Source organism: Pseudomonas sp. CDFA 610 (assembly GCF_021147865.1).
GTDB lineage: Bacteria > Pseudomonadota > Gammaproteobacteria > Pseudomonadales > Pseudomonadaceae > Aquipseudomonas > Aquipseudomonas alliivorans.
The window spans coordinates 351,851-375,245 of record NZ_JAGTPM010000004.1 but is presented as its reverse complement, the minus strand read 5'-3'; the positions used below and the strand labels follow the sequence as shown (position 1 = coordinate 375,245).

Sequence of the window (23,395 nt, the reverse complement as noted above, 5' to 3'; positions counted from 1 at the left end):
TATGGCCAACTCTGCCACGCACGTCATGGACGACAAAACCCTTCGCTGGATGCCTTGGGTCATCGCCATCGCTTTTTTCATGCAAAGCCTGGACGGCACGATTCTCAACACCGCCCTGCCGTCCATGGCTCACTCATTGGCTGAAGACCCACTGCGCATGCAGTCGGTGGTCATCGCTTACATGCTGACCATTGCGCTGTTGATCCCGGCCTCGGGCTGGATTGCCGACCGGTTCGGGATCAAGCGCATCTTTTTCAGTGCCATCCTGCTGTTCAGCTTCGGCTCTCTGCTGTGCGCGCTGTCCAACTCGCTGGGCATGCTGGTGGGTGCACGGGTGATTCAGGGGCTGGGCGGCGCGTTGATGGTGCCTATCGGGCGGCTGATCGTGCTGAGGGTTTATCCGCGTTCGGAGCTGGTGCGGATCATGGGCTTCATCACGGTGCCGGGGCTCATCGGACCGTTGCTCGGTCCGACACTGGGCGGCTGGATGGTGGAATACCTGAGCTGGCACTGGATTTTCCTGCTTAACATCCCGGTCGGCATTATTGGCTGCTATGCGGTCAAGCATTTCATCCCGGACATCCCCGGCGGCGGGCGCACCCGCTTCGACGGGGTCGGGTTCATTCTGTTCGGCGCGGCCATGGTGCTGATCACCATTGCACTCGAGGGGCTGGGCGAACTGAAACTGCCGCACATGCGGGTGGTGCTGCTGTTGTTCGCCGGAATGGGCTGTCTGGCGGCTTACTGGCTGCGGGCAGGACACATCGACGCGCCGCTGTTCGCACCCTCACTGTTTCGTACCCGCACCTTCGCAGTCGGCATCATGGGCAACCTGTTCGCCCGACTCGGCAGCGGCGCGCTGCCGTTTCTGGTGCCGTTGCTGCTGCAGGTCGCGTTGGGCTATTCGCCGTCCGAGGCAGGCATGAGCATGCTGCCGCTGGCCGCCGCCGGAATGTTCGCCAAAACCGTGGCGCGCTGGCTGATCGAACATTTGGGCTATCGCACCCTTCTGACCAGTAACACGCTGCTGCTGGGCATACTGCTGGCGAGTTTCGCACTGGTCGAGGCGGACACGCCGTACTGGGTGTTGCTGGTGCACCTGGGGCTTCTGGGCGCAGTGAACTCGCTGCAATTCACCGCGATGAACACCGTGACCCTGATCGATCTGAATGACGCCAGCGCGGCCAGCGGCAACGGCCTGTTGTCGGTGGTGGCGCAACTGTCGCTGAGCCTGGGGGTGGCCAGCGCCGCCGCCTTGCTGGGCGGCTTCAGTGACGAAGTGGCGACAGGCGAGGTCAGCGACGTGCTGGGCGCGTTCCATATGACTTTCCTGAGCGTCGGCATCCTGGCGATGTTCGCGGCGGGGATTTTTCTGCAACTGCCTGCTGGAGAGGGACGCAAGAAGATGTGACGCGCCTCCCACAGTCCGTTGAACCGGGCCGAATAAACTGGACAGCCATTTATCGACATCGCCATCTGAGCCGCGCCCGGGACCTGATACACTGCGCGACATTTTTGTTTTGCAGGTCCATCGTCGTGACAAACACCGCTTTCAATACTTTGCCTCTGTCCGCTGCCATGCTGGCTAACCTGGAGTCGCTTGGTTATGCCGAAATGACACCGATTCAGGCGCAGAGCCTGCCGGTGATCCTCAAGGGCATGGACCTGATCGCTCAGGCCAAGACCGGCAGCGGCAAGACCGCCGCCTTCGGCATCGGCCTGCTGAACCCGATCAATCCACGCTTCTTCGGCTGTCAGGCACTGGTCATGTGCCCGACGCGCGAACTGGCCGACCAGGTGGCCAAGGAAATCCGTCGTCTGGCCCGTTCGGAAGACAACATCAAGGTGCTGACCCTGTGTGGTGGCGTGTCGTTCGGCCCGCAGATCGGTTCGCTGGAGCACGGCGCGCACATCATCGTCGGCACACCGGGCCGCATTCAGCAGCACTTGCGCAAAGGCTCGCTGGTACTGGACGGCCTGAACACGCTGATCCTCGACGAAGCCGACCGTATGCTGGACATGGGCTTCTACGACGCCATCGCCGACATCATCGAGCAGACACCGCAGCGTCGTCAGACCCTGCTGTTCTCGGCCACCTACCCGGTCGGCATCAAACAACTGTCGTCGAAGTTCATGCGCGATCCGCAGACCGTGAAGGTCGAGGCACTGCACGCTGACAGCCAGATCGAGCAGATTTTCTACGAAATATCCCCCGAGCAACGTCTGGAAGCGGTGGTCAAAGTGCTGGGCCATTTCCGCCCGGCCTCCTGCGTCGCGTTCTGCTTCACCAAGCAGCAGGTTCAGGAAGTGGTCGATCACCTGACTGCCAAGGGCATGTCTGCCGTCGGCCTGCATGGCGACCTGGAGCAGCGTGACCGTGATCAGGTGCTGGCGATGTTCGCCAACCGCAGCACCTCGGTGCTGGTCGCGACTGACGTGGCGGCACGCGGTCTGGACATCGATGCACTGGACATGGTCATCAACGTCGAACTGGCACGCGATTCGGAAATCCACATCCACCGCGTTGGCCGGACCGGTCGTGCAGGTGAGAAAGGCATCGCGGTCAGCCTCGTGGCACCGTCGGAAAGCCAGCGCGCCCGTGCCATCGAAGAACTGCAGAAAGCACCTTTGAACTGGCAGCAATACGATCAACTGAGCATCAAGGAAGGCGGCAAACTGCTGCCGGCCATGACCACGCTGTGTATCGGCTCGGGTCGCAAGGACAAACTGCGTCCAGGCGACATCCTTGGTGCGCTGACAGGCGAAGCCGGTATTCCGGGTACGCAGGTCGGCAAGATCGCGATCTTCGACTTCCAGGCTTACGTAGCGGTCGAGCGCAGCATGGCCAAACAGGCGCTGGAGCGCTTGAACAACGGCAAGATCAAAGGCAAGTCGCTGCGCGTGCGGATTTTGTAACCAAAAAAGGATGATGATCGTGCCCGCGCTCCCGCCCGGGCACGCAGCCCGTGACGCATTGCGTCACCTCCAGAAGCGGACGCGCGGCGTCCATGCAGGCGATTCCCGAGGACCATGCTGTGCCCGTTACTGACGTTGTAATCATTGGCGCTGGCGCCGCAGGTTTGATGTGTGCGTTTACCGCTGCCAGTCGCGGGCGCAAGGTGATGCTGATCGATCACGCCAACAAACCCGGCAAGAAGATCCTCATGTCGGGTGGCGGGCGGTGCAACTTCACCAACATGTACACCGAGCCTGCCAACTTCCTCTCGCAGAACGCGCACTTCTGCAAGTCGGCGCTGGCACGCTACACCCAGTGGGACTTCATCGAGATGGTCGCCAGACATGGCGTGCCCTATCACGAGAAAAAGCTCGGCCAGCTGTTTTGCGACAACAAGTCCAGCGACATTCTGGAAATGCTGCTGGAAGAATGCCGTCAGGCCGGTGCCAGCCTGCACATGGACACCTCGGTGCAGCAGATCGAAAAGACCGACTCGGGCTACCGCCTGCAAACCACGCTCGGCACGCTGGATTGCCAGTCACTGGTGATCGCCACCGGCGGACTGTCGATCCCGACGCTGGGCGCGACCGGGTTCGGCTATCAGGTCGGCAAACAATTTGGCCATACGCTTCTGCCGACGCGCGCAGGCCTTGTGCCGTTCACCATCACCGATCAGCTCAAGGCATTGTGCACCGAGCTGTCGGGCACTTCGGTGGATTGTCTGGTGAGCTGCAACGACACCTGTTTCCGCGAGAACATACTGTTCACCCATCGCGGCCTCAGCGGCCCGGCGATCCTGCAGATTTCCTCGTTCTGGCAGCCGGGCGACACGGTTGAAATCAACCTGCTGCCCGATCACGACGTGCCTGCCTGGCTCGCACAACAACAGGCTGAACGCCCCAACAGCGAGCTGAAGACGCTGCTGGGTGAGATCTTTACCAAGAAGATGGCCAACCTGATCGCCGAACACTGGTTCGTGTCCAAACCGATGAAGCAGTACACCCACGCTGAACTGGCCGACATCGCCGCGAAGCTGGCGAGCTGGCAGGTCATCCCGGCGGGCACCGAAGGTTACCGCACCGCCGAGGTCACGCTGGGTGGGATCGACACACGTGAAGTGTCGTCCAAGACCATGGAGTCGCTGAAATCGCCCGGTCTTTATTTTGTCGGTGAAGTGCTGGACGTCAGCGGCCACCTGGGCGGCTTCAATTTCCAATGGGCGTGGGCATCGGCCTACGCTGCAGCGCAATACGTGTGACGCAACACTGAATGCCGGTATAAATTTTGCGAGTCGGATGTACAGCCAGCCGTTTGGTCTGTACATATCCTCCTGCAGGATCGATTAATTGAGCACAAGGCCGTCAGCTTATTCATGGCATCGAAATCGCTTCGTCATACTTTCCGCCGTTTGTGGGCGCTGGATAAATTCAGTTATAGCGTTCGAGTCTTCATTGCCCTGACCGGCAGCATGGCGCTGTGCTGGTATCAGAACGAAATGGCTTTGCTGATCCCGCTATTCCTGGGGATTATCGCCAGCGCCCTGGCCGAGACCGACGACAGTTGGCAAGGCCGCCTCAACGCGCTGGCCGTGACGCTGGTGTGTTTCAGTATTGCCGCCCTCGCCGTCGAATTGCTGTTTCCCTACCCCTGGCTGTTCGTCTGCTCGCTGGCGCTGGCCAGCTTCTGCCTGACCATGCTCGGCGCACTGGGCGAGCGCTACGGCGCGATTGCCTACGGCACGCTGATTCTGTCGGTCTACACCATGATAGGCGTAGACCAGCGCGGCGGAGAGGTGCTGGATTTCTGGCATGAACCGATGCTGCTGGTGGCCGGTGCCGCATGGTACGGCCTGCTGTCAGTACTGTGGCAGATGCTGTTTTCCAACCAACCGGTGCAGCAGGCGCTGGCCAGACTGTTCCGCGAGCTGGGACAGTACCTGAAGCTCAAATCGACGCTGTTCGAGCCCATCCGTACCCTGAACGTGGAAGCCCGGCGCCTTGAACTGGCGCAGCAGAACGGCAAGGTGGTCGCCGCACTCAACGCGACCAAGGAAATCATTCTGCATCGGGTCGGCAGCGGTCGGCCGGGCTCGAAAGTCAGCCGCTACCTGAAGCTGTATTTCATCGCCCAGGACATCCATGAGCGCGCCAGCTCATCGCACTATCCCTACAACTCGTTGACTGACGCGTTTTTCCACAGCGACGTGCTGTTCCGCTGTCAGCGTCTGCTGCGCCAGCAAGGCAGTGCGTGCGAGGCGTTGTCGGAATCCATCCAGTTACGTCAGCCGTTCGTCTACGACCCCAATTTTGCCGAGGCCATGGAAGACCTGCATGCCTCGCTCGAACACCTGCGCATTCAGAGCAATCCCGCCTGGCGTGGGCTGCTGCGCTCACTGCGCGCACTGGCTGCCAACCTCACCACACTGGACCGGCTGATCAGCGACGCCAGCAACCCGGATGCCGTAGCAGATGCCACGGACAGCAGCCTGCTGGACCGCTCGCCACGCAACCTCAAGGACGTGTGGACACGCTTGCGCCTGCAGATGACGCCCACTTCCCTGCTGTTTCGTCACGCGCTGCGCCTGCCGCTGGCGCTGACCATCGGTTACGCGATGGTGCACCTGATTCATCCTTCGCAGGGCTACTGGATCATCCTGACCACAGTCTTCGTCTGCCAGCCGAGCTACGGCGCGACCCGGCGCAAACTCGGGCAGCGGATCATCGGCACCGCTATCGGCCTGACCGTCGGTTGGGTGTTGTTCGATCTGGTCACCAGTCCGATTCTGCAATCGATGTGCGCAGTGCTGGCCGGCGTGGTGTTCTTCGTCAACCGGACCACGCGCTACACGCTGTCGACGGCCGCGATCACGGTCATGGTGCTGTTCTGCTTCAATCAGGTGGGCGATGGCTACGGGCTGTTCCTGCCACGCCTGTTCGATACGCTACTGGGCAGCCTGATCGCAGGCCTTGCGGTGTTCCTGTTCCTGCCTGACTGGCAGGGTCGACGCCTGAACAAGGTGCTGGCCAATACCCTGACCTGCAACAGCATCTATCTGCGTCAGATCATGCAGCAATACGCCAAGGGCAAGAGCGACGATCTGGCGTATCGGCTGGCACGGCGCAACGCGCACAACGCTGATGCGGCGCTGTCGACGACGCTTGCGAACATGCTCATGGAGCCTGGGCACTTTCGCAAGGAAGCTGACGTCGGATTCCGTTTTCTGGTGCTGTCGCATACGCTGCTGAGCTATCTGTCCGGCCTGGGCGCGCACCGTGACACGCAGCTACCCGGCGATGTTCACGAGTACCTCATAGACGGCGCAGGCGCCAGACTCGCCGCCAGCATCGACGAAATTGCCCGCGGTCTCGCCGAGAAACAAAGCGTTGCCGTGCAGAGCGATGAAGAAGAAGCGCTGGCCTCCCAACTGGAGCAGATACCGGAAGAGATGGATGAAAGCCAGCGACTGGTGCAGACCCAGCTCGCGTTGATCTGCCGCCAGCTCGCACCTCTGCGCACCCTCGCCGCTCATTTGATCAAAGCGCCGCAGGCTGTCCCAGACCATGCCGTCTGAACAACTCGTCATAGCTGCCGTCGGCTTTCATGGCGGCAATTTCCCGGTCGAAGTCCGCGACGATCTCGGCATGCTTCGGGTGCTTCAGGCTGACCAGAATATGCAGGCCATTCTCGCTCACTGAGCCGGGCAGAAATTCCACCCGGTCGCGTACTTCCTGCGCCTCCAGCGACAGGCTGTAGCGGGCCACGTATTCGTCTTCGATCGCCAGATCCACGCGCTCGGCCGCCAGCATGCGGATTGCCGTGGAGAAATTCTGCACCGGCACCTTTTGCAAAAGCGGGTCGTTGTCGAATTCAGGCGAATAGGCATAGCCGCGCACGACGGCGATCAGGTAGGCGTGCAGTTGCTGATGATTCAGGGGCGCCATGGGCGAGTCTTTGCGCTTGAGCAGGCGTATGCGATTGACCAGATAAGGCTGGGAAAACTGCCCGATCAGCTTTCTGTCTTCGCTGAGCCAGGCATTCACCAGAACATCATGACGCCCCTCTCTCACACCCAGCAGGGCTCTGGCCCATGGCACCTGCTGATACTCGACCGTGTAACCGGCGCGCTTGAGTGCGGTACTGACAATGTCGGTCGCAAGCCCGCCGTTTTGCAGCAGAGCGTCGGTGAACGGTGGCCAAGGGTCAGCAACGATGCGCAGTCTTTCGCCGGCATTGGCGGATGCCATCGCCAACATCACCAGCAACCCCAACACTCGAAGCAGGTACGACATGCTTTGATTCCTGGAAGGACAGCTTGCCGGGTCGATATCTGACAACGGCGAGTCCACCCTTCATAAGGATGACTCTGACCCTGAGTGAAGACCCAAAACCGCTATTAAACAAGTCAAAAACAGGCAGCAATAACTGCTTCGTCGTGGCGCAGGATCGGCTCGTTTGCAGACGATCAGGCTGGCCGCTGTTGCGATGCCCACCAGCACGATAGGATTGCTTCCCTGTATACAGTTTCAAGCCTTGAACACCGGGGCTGTTTGACCTGCGCAAGCGCGGATCAAGAGCTGACGAAGCGTTTCCGATTTCCGAAAAGTACGCCCATGCGAAATGATGAAAATATCCACCCCGAAGCCGCAGTCGCTCCGGGCTATCTGGCCAACCATGCTGAACGCGTTTTCAACCGGGCCGTCGAGGCAGCACTCAGGCCTCACGGCATCTCGCTGGCGTTGCTGGGGCCACTGCTCTGGCTGTCATGGCGAGGCCCGATGCTTCAACGCGATCTGGTGCACGCCTCGGCCATCAAGCAGCCTGCCATGGTGGCGATTCTGGACAAGCTGGAGGCTGCAGGATTTGTCGAGCGCGCCCCCCTGCCAGAGGATCGCCGGGCATCGACGGTCAGCATCACAGAGCAAGGAAAACAGATCGCGGCCGTGGGCAAGCAGGTCCTGCTGGACACCAATGCACGCGGTGTTGATGGATTCACGCCTGAAGAGGCCACAGCGCTCGTGACGCTGCTTCATCGCTTCATTGGCAATCTTGAATAACGGGCAATATATATCACAAGTGATTGACTTTATATCATGCGTGATATTAAGTGCGGGCATCAGGAGTCATTCTCATGCCCAAACGAATTCTTATCAGCGGCGCAAGCGTCGCAGGCAACACCACCGCCTGGTGGCTCTCGCGTAATGGTTTTGATGTGACCGTCATCGAAAAGGCGCCCGCCTTTCGTGATGGCGGCCAGAACGTGGACGTACGCGGCGCAGGCCGAGAGGTTCTGCGCCGTATGAATCTGGAGCAAGCGGCGCTCGCCCTCAATACTGGCGAAGCAGGCACTGACTGGGTCGATGAGCAGGACAACGTCATTGCCCGCTTTGCCGTCGAAGACATCGGCGATGGTCCGACGGCTGAACTGGAGATCATGCGCGGCGACATCGCGCATATGATTTATGTGCCTGCCAGCACCCGCGCCACCTATCGTTTTGGCGAGCGCATTGAAACGCTCGAACAGGACGCGTCCGGCGTAACAGTCAATTTCGCCGGCGGCACGCAGGAACGCTACGACCTGGTGATTGTTGCCGAAGGCGTCGGCTCGCCCACCCGCGAAAAGATGTTCCCGGGAGAGAACACGCCCCGCTGGATGGACATCACCATCGCCTACTTCGGCATTGCCAAAACGGAACAGGATGGTGAGTTTGCCCGGCAATACAACACGATCGGCGGCATCGGCGCGACGTTGAAGCCAGGTCGGGGAAACAGGGTCCATGTCTACATGGGCATGCAGAAGAAACCGGAAGGCGAAAACCTGTGGAGCCAAGAACGCCAGAAGCAGTTTCTGGCCGAGAAGTTTGCCAATGCGGGCTGGCACTTTCCGCGCATTCTGGACGGGATGTTCAAGACCGATGACTTCTACTTCGATGTGCTGCGTCAGGTCAGGATGGACCGCTGGTCCAACGGCCGCGTCGTTCTGACGGGCGACGCGGCATGGTGCGCCACGCCGCTTTCCGGCATCGGCACGACGCTGGCGGTGGTCGGAGGGTATGTGCTGGCGGGTGAGCTGTCGAAAACAGACGATCTTTCCGCTGCGTTGGCAGCCTATGATCGCGTGATGCGACCATTCGTGAAGGAAGGACAAGGCCTGCCGAAAGCCGTCCCGCGCATGCTCTGGCCCAACACCCGCAGAGGACTGGCGCTGCTGCGTGGTGCCATGCGGCTGGCGGGCAGACCTTCAGTGAGAAAGATCTTTTCACGGCTATTTCTTCGTGACTCCGAAAAAGTGAAATTGCCGGATTACGCAGACGATCAGGCCAGGTAACCGGCAGAAGGCTTGAACGGTACGTCGCGAACACGCGCGCTTACTCGCCCATCTGCCAGCGTTTATTGGGAATGACGCCAGATGCGTTTAGACTTCGCTTCTGGTTTCTCTGCGAGTCGGCAACATGTCTATCAAATGGATCTGCAAACACCACACCGAGCTGAACATCCAACAGCTTTATGCCGTGCTGAAACTGCGCGCCGAGGTGTTCGTGGTGGAACAGCAATGTGTATACCTGGACGTCGACGGACAGGACCTTACAGGCGACACCTGCCACCTGATGGCGTGGCAGGAAGATCAACTGGTCGCGTACCTGCGCCTGCTCGACCCTATCCAGCAAGGCGGCGACGTGACCATCGGCCGCGTGGTCACGGCACCCTCGATTCGCAGCAAGGGCATCGGCCATGAACTGATGGTCCAGGCACTGGAGCACGCCGAACGCAAATGGCCAGACCAGCCCATCTACCTGTCAGCACAGGCGCACCTGCAGGGCTACTACAGCCGTTATGGCTTCAATCCGGTGGGCGAGGTCTATTTGGAGGACGATATCCCCCACATCGGCATGCGTCGGGATCTGGAGTGAGGGCAGCCGATCTGCATCAGCGTCAATACTGGCTATGCGGCGGAATCTCAGAATCCATATTCGTAGATCGAGCCACCCGCAGCGCGGCGAACGCACGCTCCATCACGGATAACCCAACACCGCCTTGATCGTGGTCAGGTGATGAGTGATCCAGTCGCGGTCGATGGCGCCCCAGTCGATGATGCGGTATCGCCCGGCATGGTTGCGGGCGCCGTCCTGTTGTTCAAACTCGCACTGGATGTCCAGATCAGCCAGTGCGGCGATGGTGTCCTGGGCGGTGCGGCGTGGCATGCCGGTCACTTTTTCCAGTTCCGGGACGCTGCTGGCGAGCTGACAGTCGATAAGGTACGCCACGTAAAGGCGGCGGTAGAAACTGCTTTTGGTCTTGCTGACCTCCATCGTCGTATCCTTCAATGCGTTGTTCAGGTGATCGATCCAGAGGCGGATTGCAGGTCGCGGTACGTCAGGTAAACACGCAAGTCGAATTCCAGCTGATGGTAAGCGGGCAGCATGTGTTCACACAATTTGTAGAACGCCTTGTTATGTTCCGACTCACGAAAGTGCGCCAGCTCATGCACCACGATCATTTGCAGAAACTCCGGCGGCGCGTCCTTGAACAGCGACGCCACGCGAATTTCGTTCTTGGCCTTGAGCTTGCCGCCCTGCACTCTCGAAATTTTAGTATGCAAGCCCAGCGCGCGATGGGTCAGGTCCAGACGATTATCGAATAGGACCTTGTCGATACTGGGCGCATTGCGCAGGTGATCCTGCTTCAACGCCAGCGCGTAGGCATACAGGGCCTTATCACTCTGCACCTGATGACGCGCCGGGTAGCGTTGCTGCAGGTAGTCCGCAAGCCGACCTTGCGCTATCAGTTGATGCACCTGATCCTGCAGCGCCTGAGGGTAGGCCTGCAGGTATTTGAGTGGAGCGTGACGGGTCATGAGATCGGGGCACAGGCTTGAAAGGCGCCAGTCTACCGCACTCAGCCCCGTTTCAAGCCTTGCACCTCAAACTGTGCCGGGAAGTGCAGCGTTTCCTCCGCCAGCATCGGATGGGCGATGAAAAATCCCTGTACGACCTGGCAGCCGCTGTCGGCCAGCCACTGGTACTGTTCCTGCGTCTCGACGCCCTCGGCAATGATCAGCATGTCGAGGTTGCGGGACAGATCAATGATACTGCGCGCCATCGCAGCCTCTCGCGGCGAGCCCAGAATATTGGCCACGAAATGCCGGTCGAGCTTCAGCGTATCCAGTTGCAGATTGCGCAAATGCGACAACGAGCACTCGCCGATACCGAAGTCGTCCAGCGCGATCCGTACCCCGATGTCATGCAGCTCGGATAGCTGCTTGTGGCTGTGTGAGAGGTTGTGCACCAGCGAGCTTTCGGTGATTTCGACCTCCAGCTGACCCGGCCTGAGGCCGAACCGATCCATGGCACGCTTGAGTTCCGACACCAGATTAGGCATGCAGAACTGCGTGGGGCTGACACAAACGCTCAGTACGACATCGGACGAAAACACGCCGTTCCAGACTTGCCGCTGCTCCGCGCCCTGATCGAAGATCCAGCTGCCCAGCTTGTTGATCAGCCGGGTTTCTTCCAGCAACGGAATGAACAAGGCCGGCGGCACATCCCCCACTGCGGGGTGCTGCCAGCGCAACAGCGCCTCGAACCCGCGCAGTCGGCCGTCCGCCACATGAATCTGAGGCTGATAAACGACCGAGAAATCCTTGCCGTCGATGGCCGTGCGCACACTTTCTTCCAGCATCAGTCGCGAACGGGCACGGCCATTCATATTCTGGTCATAGAACCGGTACTGCTGGCGCCCTGCCCGTTTGGCCTCGTACATGGCGATATCCGCGGCGCGCAGCAATCCGTCCAGGTTGGCCCCGCAATCGGGATAGGTGGCAATCCCGACGCTGGCACCCATGCTGATCTCCACACCGTCGATATGCCGACGACCCGAGACACGTTCGATCAGCTTTTCTGCGATTTTGGCTGCCTGTTCGGGGTAGTCGAGCCCGTCGATGACCACCGTGAACTCGTCACCACCGATACGCGCCAGAACATCGTAGGGCCGCATGCTTTCTTTGAGTTGCTCCGCCACCCAGAGCAGAATCTCATCACCCGCGTCATGGCCCAGCGCGTCATTGATCTGCTTGAAGCCGTCGAGGTCCATGTACAGCACCACGAGGTACTTGCCGACCTGATCGTTGCGCCCGAGCATGCCCTCGACTGTCTGATAGAAACCGCGTCGATTGAGCAGCCCGGTCAGGGCATCGGTGACAGCCTGCTTTTCCAATTGCTGATACAGGTCACGCACCACCGACATGTCGAGAACGGTCAGGACCATGGCTTTCTGCTCGGCCGGCAAAGCCGCGCAGGACAGCGCGACCGGCAACTGGCGCCCCTCGGTCGTTCTCAGAATGGCGTCATGCACGCGATAGGTATCGGCACGTCGATAATGCTTGTAGAAACCCGAGTCCAGCCAGCCAGCAACCTGCGGCTCCTGAATGTAATCCAGCACCCGAGTGCCACACAGCTGTTCGACGGTGGCGCCCAGCAGAAAACAGATGGCGGGGTTGGCGAAGCTGATAATGCCTTGTTCATCCACGACCAGGATGCCTTCAGCCACATTGGCCAGCACCGAAGCATTGAACGCTCGCGCCGACTCCAGTTCCTGCGACAAAGCCTGCAGTGCACGACGGTTACGCTGCTGCTCCAGCAGGGTCTGAACCTTGGGTTTGAGTATGTTCGGGTCGAAGGGCTTGAACAGGTAATCCGTCGCGCCGCTGGCGTACCCCTTCTGAACCGCATCTTTGCTCTGCTCGTTGGCGGTGAGAAAGATGATGGGCGTGAGACGAGTACGCTGGCTGCCCCGCATCAGACGGGCCACTTCGAAGCCGTCCATGCCTGGCATCTGCACGTCCAGCAGCACCAGATCCACCTCCTGCTCCAGCAGAATAGTGAGGGCCTCGATGCCTGAACTGGCCGTGACGATATGCCAGTCCGTCCTTTGCAGGACAGCGCACATCGTGACCAGGTTTTCCGGATAGTCATCTACAACCAGTAACACTGAGGAGCCATCGGCTGGCCCGAATTGCGCGCGTTCCATGCTGCTTCTCTAATCTGTGGTACGACGCCTGAAGTTCAGGAAGACCGCCATACATATGAAATCAACTCTAGCCGCGTCTTGAAAAAAGCAGAAGCTAGCTATCTGTTTGCCATCATCAAACTTCAATTAACCGACTAACGGTCATTTTCTGTAGGCCCCACCCACACTGCCCTGTAGGAAAAGTGACAGCACTTTGACGTCATTCGACCGGCAATTTTGCGTTAACAAATTGTCCTACAACCCGTATAAAGCCATGCTGAAACCCTCTGGCTAGAGGCCTCCCCTGCTGGCAAACAGACATATTCGGATGGACCAAAATGATAGATCTTGCGACGTGGCAACTCAGCATTCCGGTAGGCTCGCCACCCAAGACCATTGGGACCTCACAATTGGTAAAGGGTTACGACGGCAAATACTTCGAATCCACCTCCAAATCGATTTTTTTCTGGGCACCTGTTACGGGTTCCAAAACCGAAAACGCCAAATACGCACGCAGCGAGCTGCGTGAAACCTGGCCTGACGGCACCTTGCGTAACTGGATGTACGGCGATGCGGATAATTTCCTGAATGCCACGCTGGAAGTGGATCAGGTGCCTTCTTCCGGCAAAATCGTCATCGGTCAGATACATGCGTACGAAAGTACCGAGCCGATGCTCAAGGTCGAGTATCAGTACAAGGAAAAGGACAAGGCGGGCGATATCGTGGTCAAGGTGCGCAAACGCTTCGACGACGATAAGAGCAAGGTCTACAAAATTGCCGAAGGCGTGCCGCTCAACGAGAAATTCAAATACATCATCCACCTGAGTCCGGGCGGTCAGTTGAGCGTCAGCACGCGGGACGTGAACTGGGATACCCAGGTCAGCTCGAGCTGGCGAGACAAGCCGCTTTATTTCAAGGCGGGCGTCTATACCCAGGACCACACCGGCTACAGCAGCGAAGGAGGCAAGGCCACGTTCTACAGCCTGGACATCGACCACAACAAGACCTGAACGACACGCCACTCCATAAACGAAAACGGCCCGCACTCATCAGAGCACGGGCCGTTCTTTATGGACGCTGAAACGTTGCGGATCAGCGGTTGGCCTGGAAGTCCTTCTCGGCCGCCAGGAAGCGCGCCTGCATCGATTCCGAAGCGCCCTTGCCGATCAGGCTGAACACCACGATGGCGATACTGGCGAAGATGAAGCCAGGAACGATTTCGTACAGGCCCATCGTGCTGAACTGTTTCCAGAGCACGACGGTCGCGGCACCGACGATCACACCAGCCAGCGCGCCGTTACGGGTCATACCTTTCCACAGCACCGAAATCAGCACCACCGGACCGAACGCAGCGCCGAAGCCTGCCCATGCATAGCTCACCAGACCCAACACGCGGTTTTCCGGGTTGGCGGCCAGCAGAATGGCGATGATCGCGATCAACAGCACCATGCCACGGCCCACCCAGACCAGCTCCAGCTGCGAAGCACCTTTGCGCAGGTAGGCTTTATAGAAGTCTTCGGTAAGCGCGCTGGAGCACACCAGCAACTGGCAGCTCAGCGTGCTCATGACCGCTGCAAGAATGGCCGACAGCAACACACCTGCAACCCATGGGTTGAACAGCAGCTTGGCCAGCTCGATGAACACCCGCTCAGGATTTTCGGTGACAGGACCTGCAACATCCGGGTTCGCGGAGAAGTACGCGATGCCGAAGAAGCCGACGGCCACGGTGCCGCCCAGGCAAAGGATCATCCACGCCATCGAGATCCGCCGGGCATTGGCGATCGACTTCACGGAATCTGCCGCCATGAAGCGCGCCAGAATGTGCGGCTGGCCGAAATAACCCAAGCCCCAGGCCAGCAACGAGATGATGCCGATAAAGGTGGTGTTCTTGAACATGTCGAAGCTGGTCGGATCCTTCGCTTCGATGGCCAGGAAGGTCGTGTCCACACCGCCCGTCGCGAGCAGCACGATGATCGGTGTCAGGATCAGCGCGAAGATCATCAGCGTGGCCTGCACGGTATCGGTCCAGCTCACGGCCAGAAAACCGCCTACGAAGGTGTATGCGATGGTCGCTGCCGCACCGGCCCACAGGGCGGTTTCATAGGACATGCCAAAGGTGCTTTCGAACAGTCGTGCGCCGGCGACAATGCCAGAGGCGCAATAGATGGTGAAGAACACCAGAATCACGACAGCCGAGATGATGCGCAGCAAGCCGCTGTTGTCTTCGAAACGGCTGCTGAAATAGTCCGGCAGGGTCAGGGCATCACCATTGTGCTCGGTCTGCACACGCAGACGACCGGCCACGAACAACCAGTTCAGGTAGGCACCAGCGATCAGTCCGATGGCAATCCAGCTCTCCGACAGACCCGACATGTAGATGGCACCCGGCAACCCCATCAGCAGCCAGCCGCTCATGTCCGAAGCACCGGCCGACAAGGCGGTAACCACGCTGCCCAGGCTGCGCCCGCCAAGAATATAATCCGAAAGATTGTTGGTGGAGCGATAGGCCATCAAGCCGATCAGGACCATTGCCGCGATGTAGATCACGAACGTGATCAAGGTAGGGTTACTGACACTCATGAGTTCTGCCTTGGCATTGTTTTTATGTTGGCACCTGATGACCAAGGGGTGACCACTGAAACTCAGCCTGTCCACGCCCTTGCACCCGACACCGCGCTGCCTGTCCATTTCATTGAAATGAGCAGGCAATGACTACGGTTGCACCGTGGGAACGAATCCTATTAAACAATTTAAACAAGGTGCAACCACTTTCATCAGGCAAGTTGCACCTGCTCTGAAAAACCCGATCCGGGTGTTAAGACGCCCTATTTTGGGGCGGCAAACCGTCTTTGATCAAATAAAACCGCACTTTGAAAGAGCAACTCACTGTTTTTAATCACAAACCGGCAAAACCGGGGTGAAATATTTTGAAAAATAAGGTTGCACCCGGTTGCACCTCATACCAGTGCGAGGCTAATCTGCGTCAAAGCCGATGCCACGTTCGTAGTGGCTACAATGAGGACAATACATGGCCACCACCACGCTGGGCGTCAAGCTGGACGACCCGACCCGCGAGCGATTGAAAGCAGCCGCCCACTCCATCGACCGGACTCCGCACTGGTTGATCAAGCAGGCGATCTTCAATTACCTGGAAAAGCTGGAGAGTGGTACAACCCTGCTGGAACTGAACGGCTCGTCGAGCAAGGACAGCGATGACCGTGGCGAGCTGGCCGACGATGCGGGCCTGCAATGCTTTCTGGACTTTGCCGAAAGCATCCAGCCGCAGTCTGTTCTGCGTGCCGCCATCACGTCCGCTTACCGTCGCCCCGAGCCCGAAGTGGTACCCATGCTGCTGGAGCAGGCGCGTCTGCCGGTACCGATGGCTGAAGCTGCCAACAAACTTGCGGCCTCCATCGCCGAGAAGCTGCGCAACCAGAAAAGCGCTGGTGGCCGTGCCGGTATCGTTCAAGGCCTGCTGCAGGAATTCTCGCTGTCGTCGCAGGAAGGCGTCGCCCTGATGTGTCTGGCCGAAGCGCTGCTGCGTATTCCGGACAAGGGCACTCGCGACGCACTGATTCGCGACAAGATCAGCAACGGCAACTGGCAGCCGCACCTGGGCAACAGCCCGTCGCTGTTCGTCAACGCCGCCACCTGGGGCCTGTTGCTGACCGGCAAGCTGGTCGCCACGCACAACGAAACAGGCTTGACCTCATCCCTGAGCCGTATCATCGGCAAGAGCGGCGAACCCATGATCCGCAAGGGCGTGGACATGGCAATGCGCCTGATGGGCGAGCAGTTCGTTACCGGCGAAACCATCGGTGAAGCCCTGGCCAATGCCAGTCGTTTCGAGGCCAAGGGTTTTCGTTATTCCTACGACATGCTGGGCGAGGCCGCCCTGACCGAACACGACGCGCAGAAGTATCTGGCGTCCTACGAGCAGGCTATCCACTCCATCGGCAAGGCCTCACACGGTCGCGGTATTTATGAAGGCCCGGGCATCTCCATCAAGCTGTCGGCGCTGCATCCTCGCTACAGCCGCGCCCAGTACGAGCGCGTAATGGAAGAGCTGTACCCGCGCCTGCTGTCCCTGACCCTGCTGGCCAAGCAATACGACATAGGCCTGAACATCGACGCTGAAGAAGCGGACCGCCTGGAACTCTCGATGGACCTGCTCGAACGCCTGTGCTTCGAGCCGCAGCTGACCGGCTGGAACGGCATCGGTTTCGTGATCCAGGCGTACCAGAAACGCTGCCCTTACGTGATCGACTATGTGATCGATCTGGCCCGTCGCAGTCGTCATCGCCTGATGATTCGCCTGGTGAAAGGCGCTTACTGGGACAGCGAGATCAAGCGCGCTCAGGTCGAGGGCCTGGAAGGCTATCCGGTATACACCCGCAAGGTGTACACCGACGTGTCTTACATCGCCTGCGCCCGCAAGCTGCTGGCAGCACCGGAAGTCATCTATCCGCAGTTCGCCACACACAACGCACACACCTTGGCGGCGATCTACCAGATTGCCGGTCAGAATTATTACCCCGGCCAGTACGAATTCCAGTGCCTGCACGGCATGGGCGAACCGCTGTACGAGCAGGTTGTAGGCAAGGTCGCCGATGGCAAGCTGAACCGTCCGTGCCGTGTGTACGCACCGGTCGGCACCCATGAAACGCTGCTGGCTTATCTGGTGCGTCGCCTGCTGGAGAACGGTGCCAACACATCATTCGTCAACCGCATCGCCGACCACAGCATCTCCATTCAGGAACTGGTGGCCGATCCGGTCAGCCAGATCGAAAGAATGGCAACGCAGGAAGGCGGTTTCGGCCTGCCGCACCCGCGCATCCCGTTGCCACGCGACCTGTACGGCAGCGAACGCGCCAATTCCAGCGGCATCGACATGGCCAACGAACACCGTCTGGCGTCGCTGTCTTCGGCCTTGCTGGCCACTGCGCACAACGACTGGAAAGCCGCACCGATGCTGGGCTGCCCGGCCAGCGAAGGCGTCGCCAACGCGGCACTGAACCCGTCCGATCTGCGTGACGTGGTCGGTCATGTTCAGGAAGCCACCGTTCAGGATGTCGACAACGCCATCCAGTGCGCCCTGAGCGCCGGTCCGATCTGGCAGGCCACGCCGCCCGCCGAACGTGCCACCATTCTGGAACGTGCCGCCGACCTGATGGAAGGCGAGATCCAGCCGCTGATGGGCCTGTTGGTCCGCGAAGCGGGCAAGACCTTCGCCAACGCCATTGCCGAAGTGCGCGAAGCCGTGGACTTTCTGCGTTATTACGCCGTCCAGGCACGCAATGATTTCACCAATGATGCCCACCGCCCGCTGGGTCCTGTGGTCTGCATCAGCCCGTGGAACTTCCCGCTGGCGATCTTCAGCGGACAGGTGGCAGCTGCACTCGCCGCTGGCAATCCGGTGCTGGCCAAGCCTGCCGAGCAGACGCCACTGATCGCCGCCCAGGCGGTGCGTCTGCTGCTGGAAGCCGGTATTCCTGAAGGCGTAGTGCAACTGCTGCCGGGTCGCGGTGAAACCGTCGGTGCCGGGCTGGTCGGCGACGAGCGCGTCAAAGGCGTGATGTTCACCGGCTCCACCGAAGTCGCCCGTCTGCTGCAACGCAATGTGGCCGGTCGCCTGGATTCGCAGGGTCGTCCGGTTCCGCTGATCGCCGAGACCGGTGGCCAGAACGCGATGATCGTCGACTCTTCGGCGCTGACCGAACAGGTGGTGATCGACGTTGTCTCCTCGGCCTTCGACAGTGCCGGTCAACGCTGCTCGGCACTGCGCGTGCTGTGCCTGCAGGAGGACTCCGCCGACCGCGTCATCGAAATGCTCAAGGGTGCGATGGCCGAAAGCCGTCTGGGCAACCCTGAGCGTCTGTCCGTGGACATCGGTCCGGTGATTGATGCTGAAGCCAAGTCCAGCATCGAGAAACACATTCAGGCCATGCGCGACAAAGGCCGCACCGTGTATCAAGTGGCCATCGCCGACAGCGCCGAACTCAAACGCGGCACTTATGTGATGCCGACGCTGATCGAGCTGGAAAGCTTCGACGAACTGCAACGTGAAATCTTTGGTCCCGTGCTGCACGTGGTGCGCTACAAGCGCAAGGAACTGGACCAGTTGATCGCCCAGATCAACGCGTCCGGTTATGGCCTGACGCTGGGTGTGCACACTCGGATCGACGAGACTATCGCCAAGGTGATCGACAACGTCCATGCCGGTAATGTCTATGTGAACCGCAACATCGTCGGTGCCGTGGTGGGTGTTCAGCCGTTTGGTGGCGAAGGTCTGTCAGGCACGGGGCCGAAAGCCGGTGGGCCGCTGTACCTGTATCGCCTGCTGTCGACGCGCCCACAGGACGCCATCGAGAAGTCCTTCGTACGCGGCGATGCGCTGTCGGCCCCGGATCTTCGCCTGCGCGAAGCCATGAGCAAGCCGTTGCAAGCCTTGAAAACCTGGGCGACCAGCCATCAAAACGCTGAGCTGACTGCGCTGTGCAGCCAATACGCCGAGCAATCGCAGAGCGGCATCACGCGCCAACTTGCGGGCCCGACCGGCGAGCGCAACAGCTACGCAATCCTGCCGCGCGAGCACGTGCTGTGTCTGGCCGATGACGAAACCGATCTGTTGACGCAATTGGCCGCTGTGCTGGCAGTGGGCAGCTCGGCGGTCTGGCCGGAAACCGAGATCTGCAAAGCGCTGCGCGCTCGCCTGCCGAAAGAGGTTCAGGCGCGCATCAAGCAGGTTGCCGACTGGACCAAGGACGAAGTGAGCATCGACGCGGTTCTGCACCACGGTGATTCGGACCAATTGCGCGCCATCTGCCAGCAGATCGCCCAACGCAGCGGCGCCATTGTCGGCGTCAACGGCCTGTCCCACGGCGAGACCAACATCCCGCTGGAGCGTCTGGTGATCGAACGTGCGTTGAGCGTCAACACCGCAGCGGCGGGTGGTAATGCGAGTTTGATGACGATCGGCTGATTCAGGGCAGTGTTCTCTGGATACTGGAACCAGGCAGGGAGGACTGTCAGGCGCTGAAAGTGCGGGCATCGCACATCATCCACGGGAAGTCTCGTGTGAGCGTGATGCCGGCAGAAACGTGACTTCCAGCGTCATTCTTTAATTGGCAGACCTGAACTATTTGTCACTTGCGCATGAATCAGACAACGGCTCCTAATGCGTGAAAATCCCGACATAAGAACAACCTTCCGGGGCCCGCTACCATGCAACGTTTGATTTCATTGGCGTTAGGTTTGATGTTGTATGTTGGCCAAGCGCATTCCGAGACGAACGTGCGCGAAGAACAACTTCTTCTGCCGATACAGGCAGGAGCCCATGTAGAGAACATAGAGGCACTGGTGGTCCGTCCGGTTGACGGCGAAAAGCTTCCCATAGCGCTCATTGTCAACGGTTCATCAGCCGAAGATCCGTCAGCGGCCCATGCGGACTGGCTCTCGAACATGGCACATGACTTCGCTCATCGAGGCTGGTTGGCCGTATCAATTGTATGGCCAGGATATGGCCATTCGACAGGCAGGTTCATGAATGAGGGGGGAAACTGCGCAGCCCCTCAAGTGGCCAACTTTCTAGAGGCGCATGGGGAAGAACTCGGTGCTGCGTTGTCGGCTCTGCGTGAGAGACCGGATGTTGACCCAACGTTGGCGCTGGGTGTCGGCATATCCATAGGTGGGGCTTCGATGCTAAACCTGGGTGCCCGATCCGGACATCCGCTGGCGGCAATAATCAATATTTCGGGGGGTGTTTACCACTATTCCAAAGCGGGGACCGCCGATCCTGACTGTTCTTTATACCAGGCGGACCTGATACGAACGGTCACGCAATTCGGCGTTGGGAATTCGACCCCCACCCTTTGGATTTATGCCAAAAACGATCCTTTTTTTGGCCCGGATCTGGTCGATCAAATGATCGCGGGTTATCGATCGCAGGGCGGGATAGCTGATCTCGTCATGCTTCCGCCATTTGGCAAGGACGGGCACACACTTTTCAAAAATGAAGCCAGTGTACTTATCAACCCTCACATCGACGATTTCCTGAGGCGCAACCGGTTACCCGCGATGAACCACAGCGCGTTAATGCCTCTTCTCTCGAGACTGATAACCACTGAATCCACCAGAGCGCAGGTCTATCTCCTCAGCGTCACAGAAAAGGCGATGGCAATGTCCGCAAACTCCAACAAAATTTACTGGCACTACGGTGCTCGCACAATCGATGAGGCGCGAGAAAAAGCGCTCACTCGCTGCCGGAAAGACAATGGTGACTCCTGTCGAATCGTCGTTGAAAACCAAAGCCTGATAGCTGGCTGGCAGGCTGTGGTGAGCCCGTCGAGTAAGTAGAGGTGCCAATTTGACGTATCGCGAAGCGTTGGGTTTATTCAACAGGCCGCGAAACCTGCGCTCCCGATCAAACAAGTTCCGCAATACCCACTGCCCACTGCCCTTCATCACCCGCATCAATCTTGCTACCCCCTACCCGTTCAGCCACCTAGACTGGTGCGACATCCAGTCAAGGTGCGTTGCCATGTCCGAGTCGCTGCTCAGTTCCCGTAATCTGGCTTTCGAGTTGTATGAAGTGCTGGATGCCGAAGCCCTGATACGCCGCGAGCGCTTTGCCGAGCACACGCGCGAGACGTTCGATGCGGCGATTGGCACGGCACGGACCATTGCCGAGAAGTACTTCGCACCGCACAACCGAAAGGCTGACGAGAACGAGCCACGCTATGAGCATGGCGCCGCGGTGCTGATCCCGGAGGTCAAGCCTGCGGTGGACGCTTTTCTGGAAGCGGGTTTTCTCAATGCAGCACGCGATTTCGAGGCAGGCGGCATGCAGTTGCCGACGCTGCTGTCGCAAGCCTGCTTCGCGCACTTTCAGGCCGCCAACGCCGGGACCACTGCGTATCCGTTCCTGACCATGGGCGCGGCGAATCTGATCGAAAGTTTCGGCGATGACGAGCAGAAGCAGCGTTTTCTGCAACCGATGATCGAAGGCCGTTTCTTCGGCACCATGGCGCTGACCGAACCTCACGCAGGCTCCTCCCTGTCCGACATCCGCACCCGCGCCGAACCCGCCGCAGATGGTTCCTACCGGTTGCGCGGCAACAAGATTTTCATCTCGGGTGGCGATCACAACCTGTCGGAAAACATCGTGCATATGGTACTGGCCAAGCTGCCGGATGCACCCGGCGGGGTCAAAGGCATCTCGCTGTTCATCGTGCCCAAGTTTCTGGTCAATGACGATGGCAGCCTCGGCAGGCGTAACGACGTGCTGCTGGCCGGGCTGTTTCACAAGATGGGCTGGAAAGGTACGACCTCGACTGCGCTCAATTTCGGCGACAACGGTGAGTGCGTCGGCTACCTGGTCGGCAAGCCGCATCATGGACTCAGCTACATGTTCCAGATGATGAACGAAGCGCGCATAGGTGTCGGCATGGGTGCGGTCATGCTCGGTTACGCAGGCTATCTGTACTCGCTCGATTACGCACGCGAGCGGCCCCAGGGTCGGCTGCCGGACAACAAGAGTCCGGACAGCGCACCCGTGTCGATCATCCAGCACACCGATGTACGCCGCATGCTGCTGACCCAGAAAGCTTACGTGGAAGGCGCGTTCGACCTGGGCCTGTACGCCGCCCGCCTGTTCGACGACGCGCAGACTGGCGAGACCGAACAGATGCGCCAGCAAGCCCACGAACTGCTGGACCTGCTGACCCCCATCGTCAAATCCTGGCCGTCGGAGTTCTGCCTCAAGGCCAACGAGTTGGCGATCCAGATTCTCGGCGGTCACGGTTATACCCGCGAATACCCGGTCGAGCAGCATTACCGGGACAACCGGCTGAACCCGATCCATGAAGGCACCCACGGCATTCAGTCGCTGGACCTGCTTGGCCGCAAACTGGCGCAGAACGGCGGTGCCGGTTTGAAGCAACTGGTCAGGCTGATCGCCGACACCGCACAACGCGCCAGTGCCCACAGTCAGCTCGATCATCTACGCCAGCCGCTGGAGCAACTGGTAAGCGCCTTGCAAGGCGTGACCGTCGGCCTGCTGACCGACCTGGCACAAGGCAACGTCAATGTCGCACTGGCCAACTCGGCGCTGTACCTCAAGGCATTCGGGCATACCGTGATCGGCTGGCGCTGGCTGGAACAGGCCATTCGTGCCGAAGAAGGATTGAGCAAAGGCAACGCGGCAGACGTCGATTTCTATAAGGGGAAACTGCAGGCCGCGCGGTACTTCCTGACATGGGAAGTACCGGCGTGTCATCACGACCTGGCGATACTGCAAGCCCGTGATGACGTGTGCCTGTCGATGCAGAACGAGTGGTTCTGATTCGGCGCCAGGCGGGTGTCATTCACCCAGCCACTGCGGGAGGCGACTTGCCAGCGATGCGATGAATCAAAGTTGAACTGACACTGTCGCACCCT

Annotated in this window: 16 protein-coding genes; 11 read left to right on the top strand and 5 right to left on the bottom strand. The window is 59.5% G+C overall.

From position 1 onward, the window contains the following. Nucleotide 1 precedes the first annotated feature (1 nt). The 4 genes from mdtD (at nucleotide 2) to yccS (ending at nucleotide 6,527) form a co-directional block, all read left to right on the top strand. Entirely contained in the window at nucleotides 2-1,411 is a 1,410-nt protein-coding gene (mdtD, locus tag KDX39_RS09560) for a multidrug transporter subunit MdtD (protein ID WP_231660150.1), read from the top strand. A 125-nt stretch (nucleotides 1,412-1,536) separates the two neighbouring features. After that, the gene (gene dbpA, locus KDX39_RS09555) at nucleotides 1,537-2,916 is read left to right on the top strand and encodes an ATP-dependent RNA helicase DbpA (RefSeq protein ID WP_231660149.1); all 1,380 of its coding nucleotides are present in this window, start codon (nucleotides 1,537-1,539) and stop codon (nucleotides 2,914-2,916) included. A 119-nt stretch (nucleotides 2,917-3,035) separates the two neighbouring features. Next, nucleotides 3,036-4,214 (top strand): NAD(P)/FAD-dependent oxidoreductase, encoded by a 1,179-nt coding sequence (locus tag KDX39_RS09550; RefSeq protein WP_099229601.1) that lies wholly within the window; start codon nucleotides 3,036-3,038, stop codon nucleotides 4,212-4,214. 114 nt (nucleotides 4,215-4,328) lie between these two features. After that, complete coding sequence (gene yccS / locus KDX39_RS09545; protein WP_231660148.1) at nucleotides 4,329-6,527, top strand: YccS family putative transporter; 2,199 nt, start codon at nucleotides 4,329-4,331, stop codon at nucleotides 6,525-6,527. On the opposite strand, the gene KDX39_RS09540 is transcribed toward yccS, so the two are convergent. Next, entirely contained in the window at nucleotides 6,490-7,245 is a 756-nt protein-coding gene (locus KDX39_RS09540; protein ID WP_231660147.1) for a substrate-binding periplasmic protein, read from the bottom strand. The genes yccS and KDX39_RS09540 overlap by 38 nt on opposite strands. Nucleotides 7,246-7,566: 321 nt before the next feature. On the opposite strand from KDX39_RS09540, the gene KDX39_RS09535 reads away from it, so the two are divergent. The 3 genes from KDX39_RS09535 (at nucleotide 7,567) to KDX39_RS09525 (ending at nucleotide 9,864) form a co-directional block, all read left to right on the top strand. Next, nucleotides 7,567-8,010, top strand: a complete 444-nt coding sequence (locus KDX39_RS09535) for a MarR family winged helix-turn-helix transcriptional regulator (RefSeq protein WP_210042623.1) — start codon at nucleotides 7,567-7,569, stop codon at nucleotides 8,008-8,010. Between the two features lie 74 nt (nucleotides 8,011-8,084). Further along, entirely contained in the window at nucleotides 8,085-9,281 is a 1,197-nt protein-coding gene (locus KDX39_RS09530) for an FAD-dependent monooxygenase (protein WP_231660146.1), read from the top strand. Nucleotides 9,282-9,405: 124 nt separating this feature from the next. Then, nucleotides 9,406-9,864, top strand: coding sequence for a GNAT family N-acetyltransferase (locus KDX39_RS09525; RefSeq protein WP_099229449.1), 459 nt, complete (start codon nucleotides 9,406-9,408; stop codon nucleotides 9,862-9,864). Between the two features lie 102 nt (nucleotides 9,865-9,966). Here KDX39_RS09525 and KDX39_RS09520 read toward each other — a convergent pair whose 3' ends face one another. From KDX39_RS09520 to KDX39_RS09510, 3 genes are read right to left on the bottom strand one after another with little or no spacing between them, the layout of a single operon-like run. Beyond that, nucleotides 9,967-10,263 (bottom strand): winged helix-turn-helix domain-containing protein, encoded by a 297-nt coding sequence (locus tag KDX39_RS09520; protein WP_210042621.1) that lies wholly within the window; start codon nucleotides 10,261-10,263, stop codon nucleotides 9,967-9,969. Between the two features lie 23 nt (nucleotides 10,264-10,286). After that, nucleotides 10,287-10,808: a YgjP-like metallopeptidase domain-containing protein gene (locus KDX39_RS09515; RefSeq protein WP_231660145.1), complete on the bottom strand. Its 522-nt coding sequence runs from the start codon at nucleotides 10,806-10,808 to the stop codon at nucleotides 10,287-10,289. A 41-nt stretch (nucleotides 10,809-10,849) separates the two neighbouring features. Further along, complete coding sequence (locus KDX39_RS09510; RefSeq protein ID WP_231660144.1) at nucleotides 10,850-12,979, bottom strand: two-component system response regulator; 2,130 nt, start codon at nucleotides 12,977-12,979, stop codon at nucleotides 10,850-10,852. Between the two features lie 317 nt (nucleotides 12,980-13,296). On the opposite strand from KDX39_RS09510, the gene KDX39_RS09505 reads away from it, so the two are divergent. Next, nucleotides 13,297-13,968 carry a polysaccharide lyase family 7 protein gene (locus KDX39_RS09505; protein ID WP_231660143.1) on the top strand — a complete coding sequence of 224 codons (672 nt, stop codon included), beginning with the start codon at nucleotides 13,297-13,299 and terminating at the stop codon, nucleotides 13,966-13,968. Between the two features lie 82 nt (nucleotides 13,969-14,050). Here the strand turns inward: KDX39_RS09505 and putP are convergent, their stop codons facing one another. Further along, a complete protein-coding gene (gene putP / locus KDX39_RS09500; protein ID WP_231660142.1) occupies nucleotides 14,051-15,538 on the bottom strand; it encodes a sodium/proline symporter PutP in 1,488 nt (495 codons plus the stop codon). Nucleotides 15,539-15,986: 448 nt separating this feature from the next. Between putP and putA the strand changes: the two genes are divergently transcribed. The 3 genes from putA to KDX39_RS09485 all read left to right on the top strand — a co-directional run bounded on the left by putA (nucleotide 15,987) and on the right by KDX39_RS09485 (nucleotide 23,300). Next, complete coding sequence (gene putA, locus KDX39_RS09495; RefSeq protein ID WP_231660141.1) at nucleotides 15,987-19,940, top strand: trifunctional transcriptional regulator/proline dehydrogenase/L-glutamate gamma-semialdehyde dehydrogenase; 3,954 nt, start codon at nucleotides 15,987-15,989, stop codon at nucleotides 19,938-19,940. 242 nt (nucleotides 19,941-20,182) lie between these two features. Next, the gene (locus tag KDX39_RS09490) at nucleotides 20,183-21,313 is read left to right on the top strand and encodes a hypothetical protein (RefSeq protein WP_231660140.1); all 1,131 of its coding nucleotides are present in this window, start codon (nucleotides 20,183-20,185) and stop codon (nucleotides 21,311-21,313) included. Nucleotides 21,314-21,497: 184 nt separating this feature from the next. Then, complete coding sequence (locus tag KDX39_RS09485) at nucleotides 21,498-23,300, top strand: acyl-CoA dehydrogenase (protein ID WP_231660139.1); 1,803 nt, start codon at nucleotides 21,498-21,500, stop codon at nucleotides 23,298-23,300. The last annotated feature ends 95 nt before the right edge of the window (nucleotides 23,301-23,395 follow it).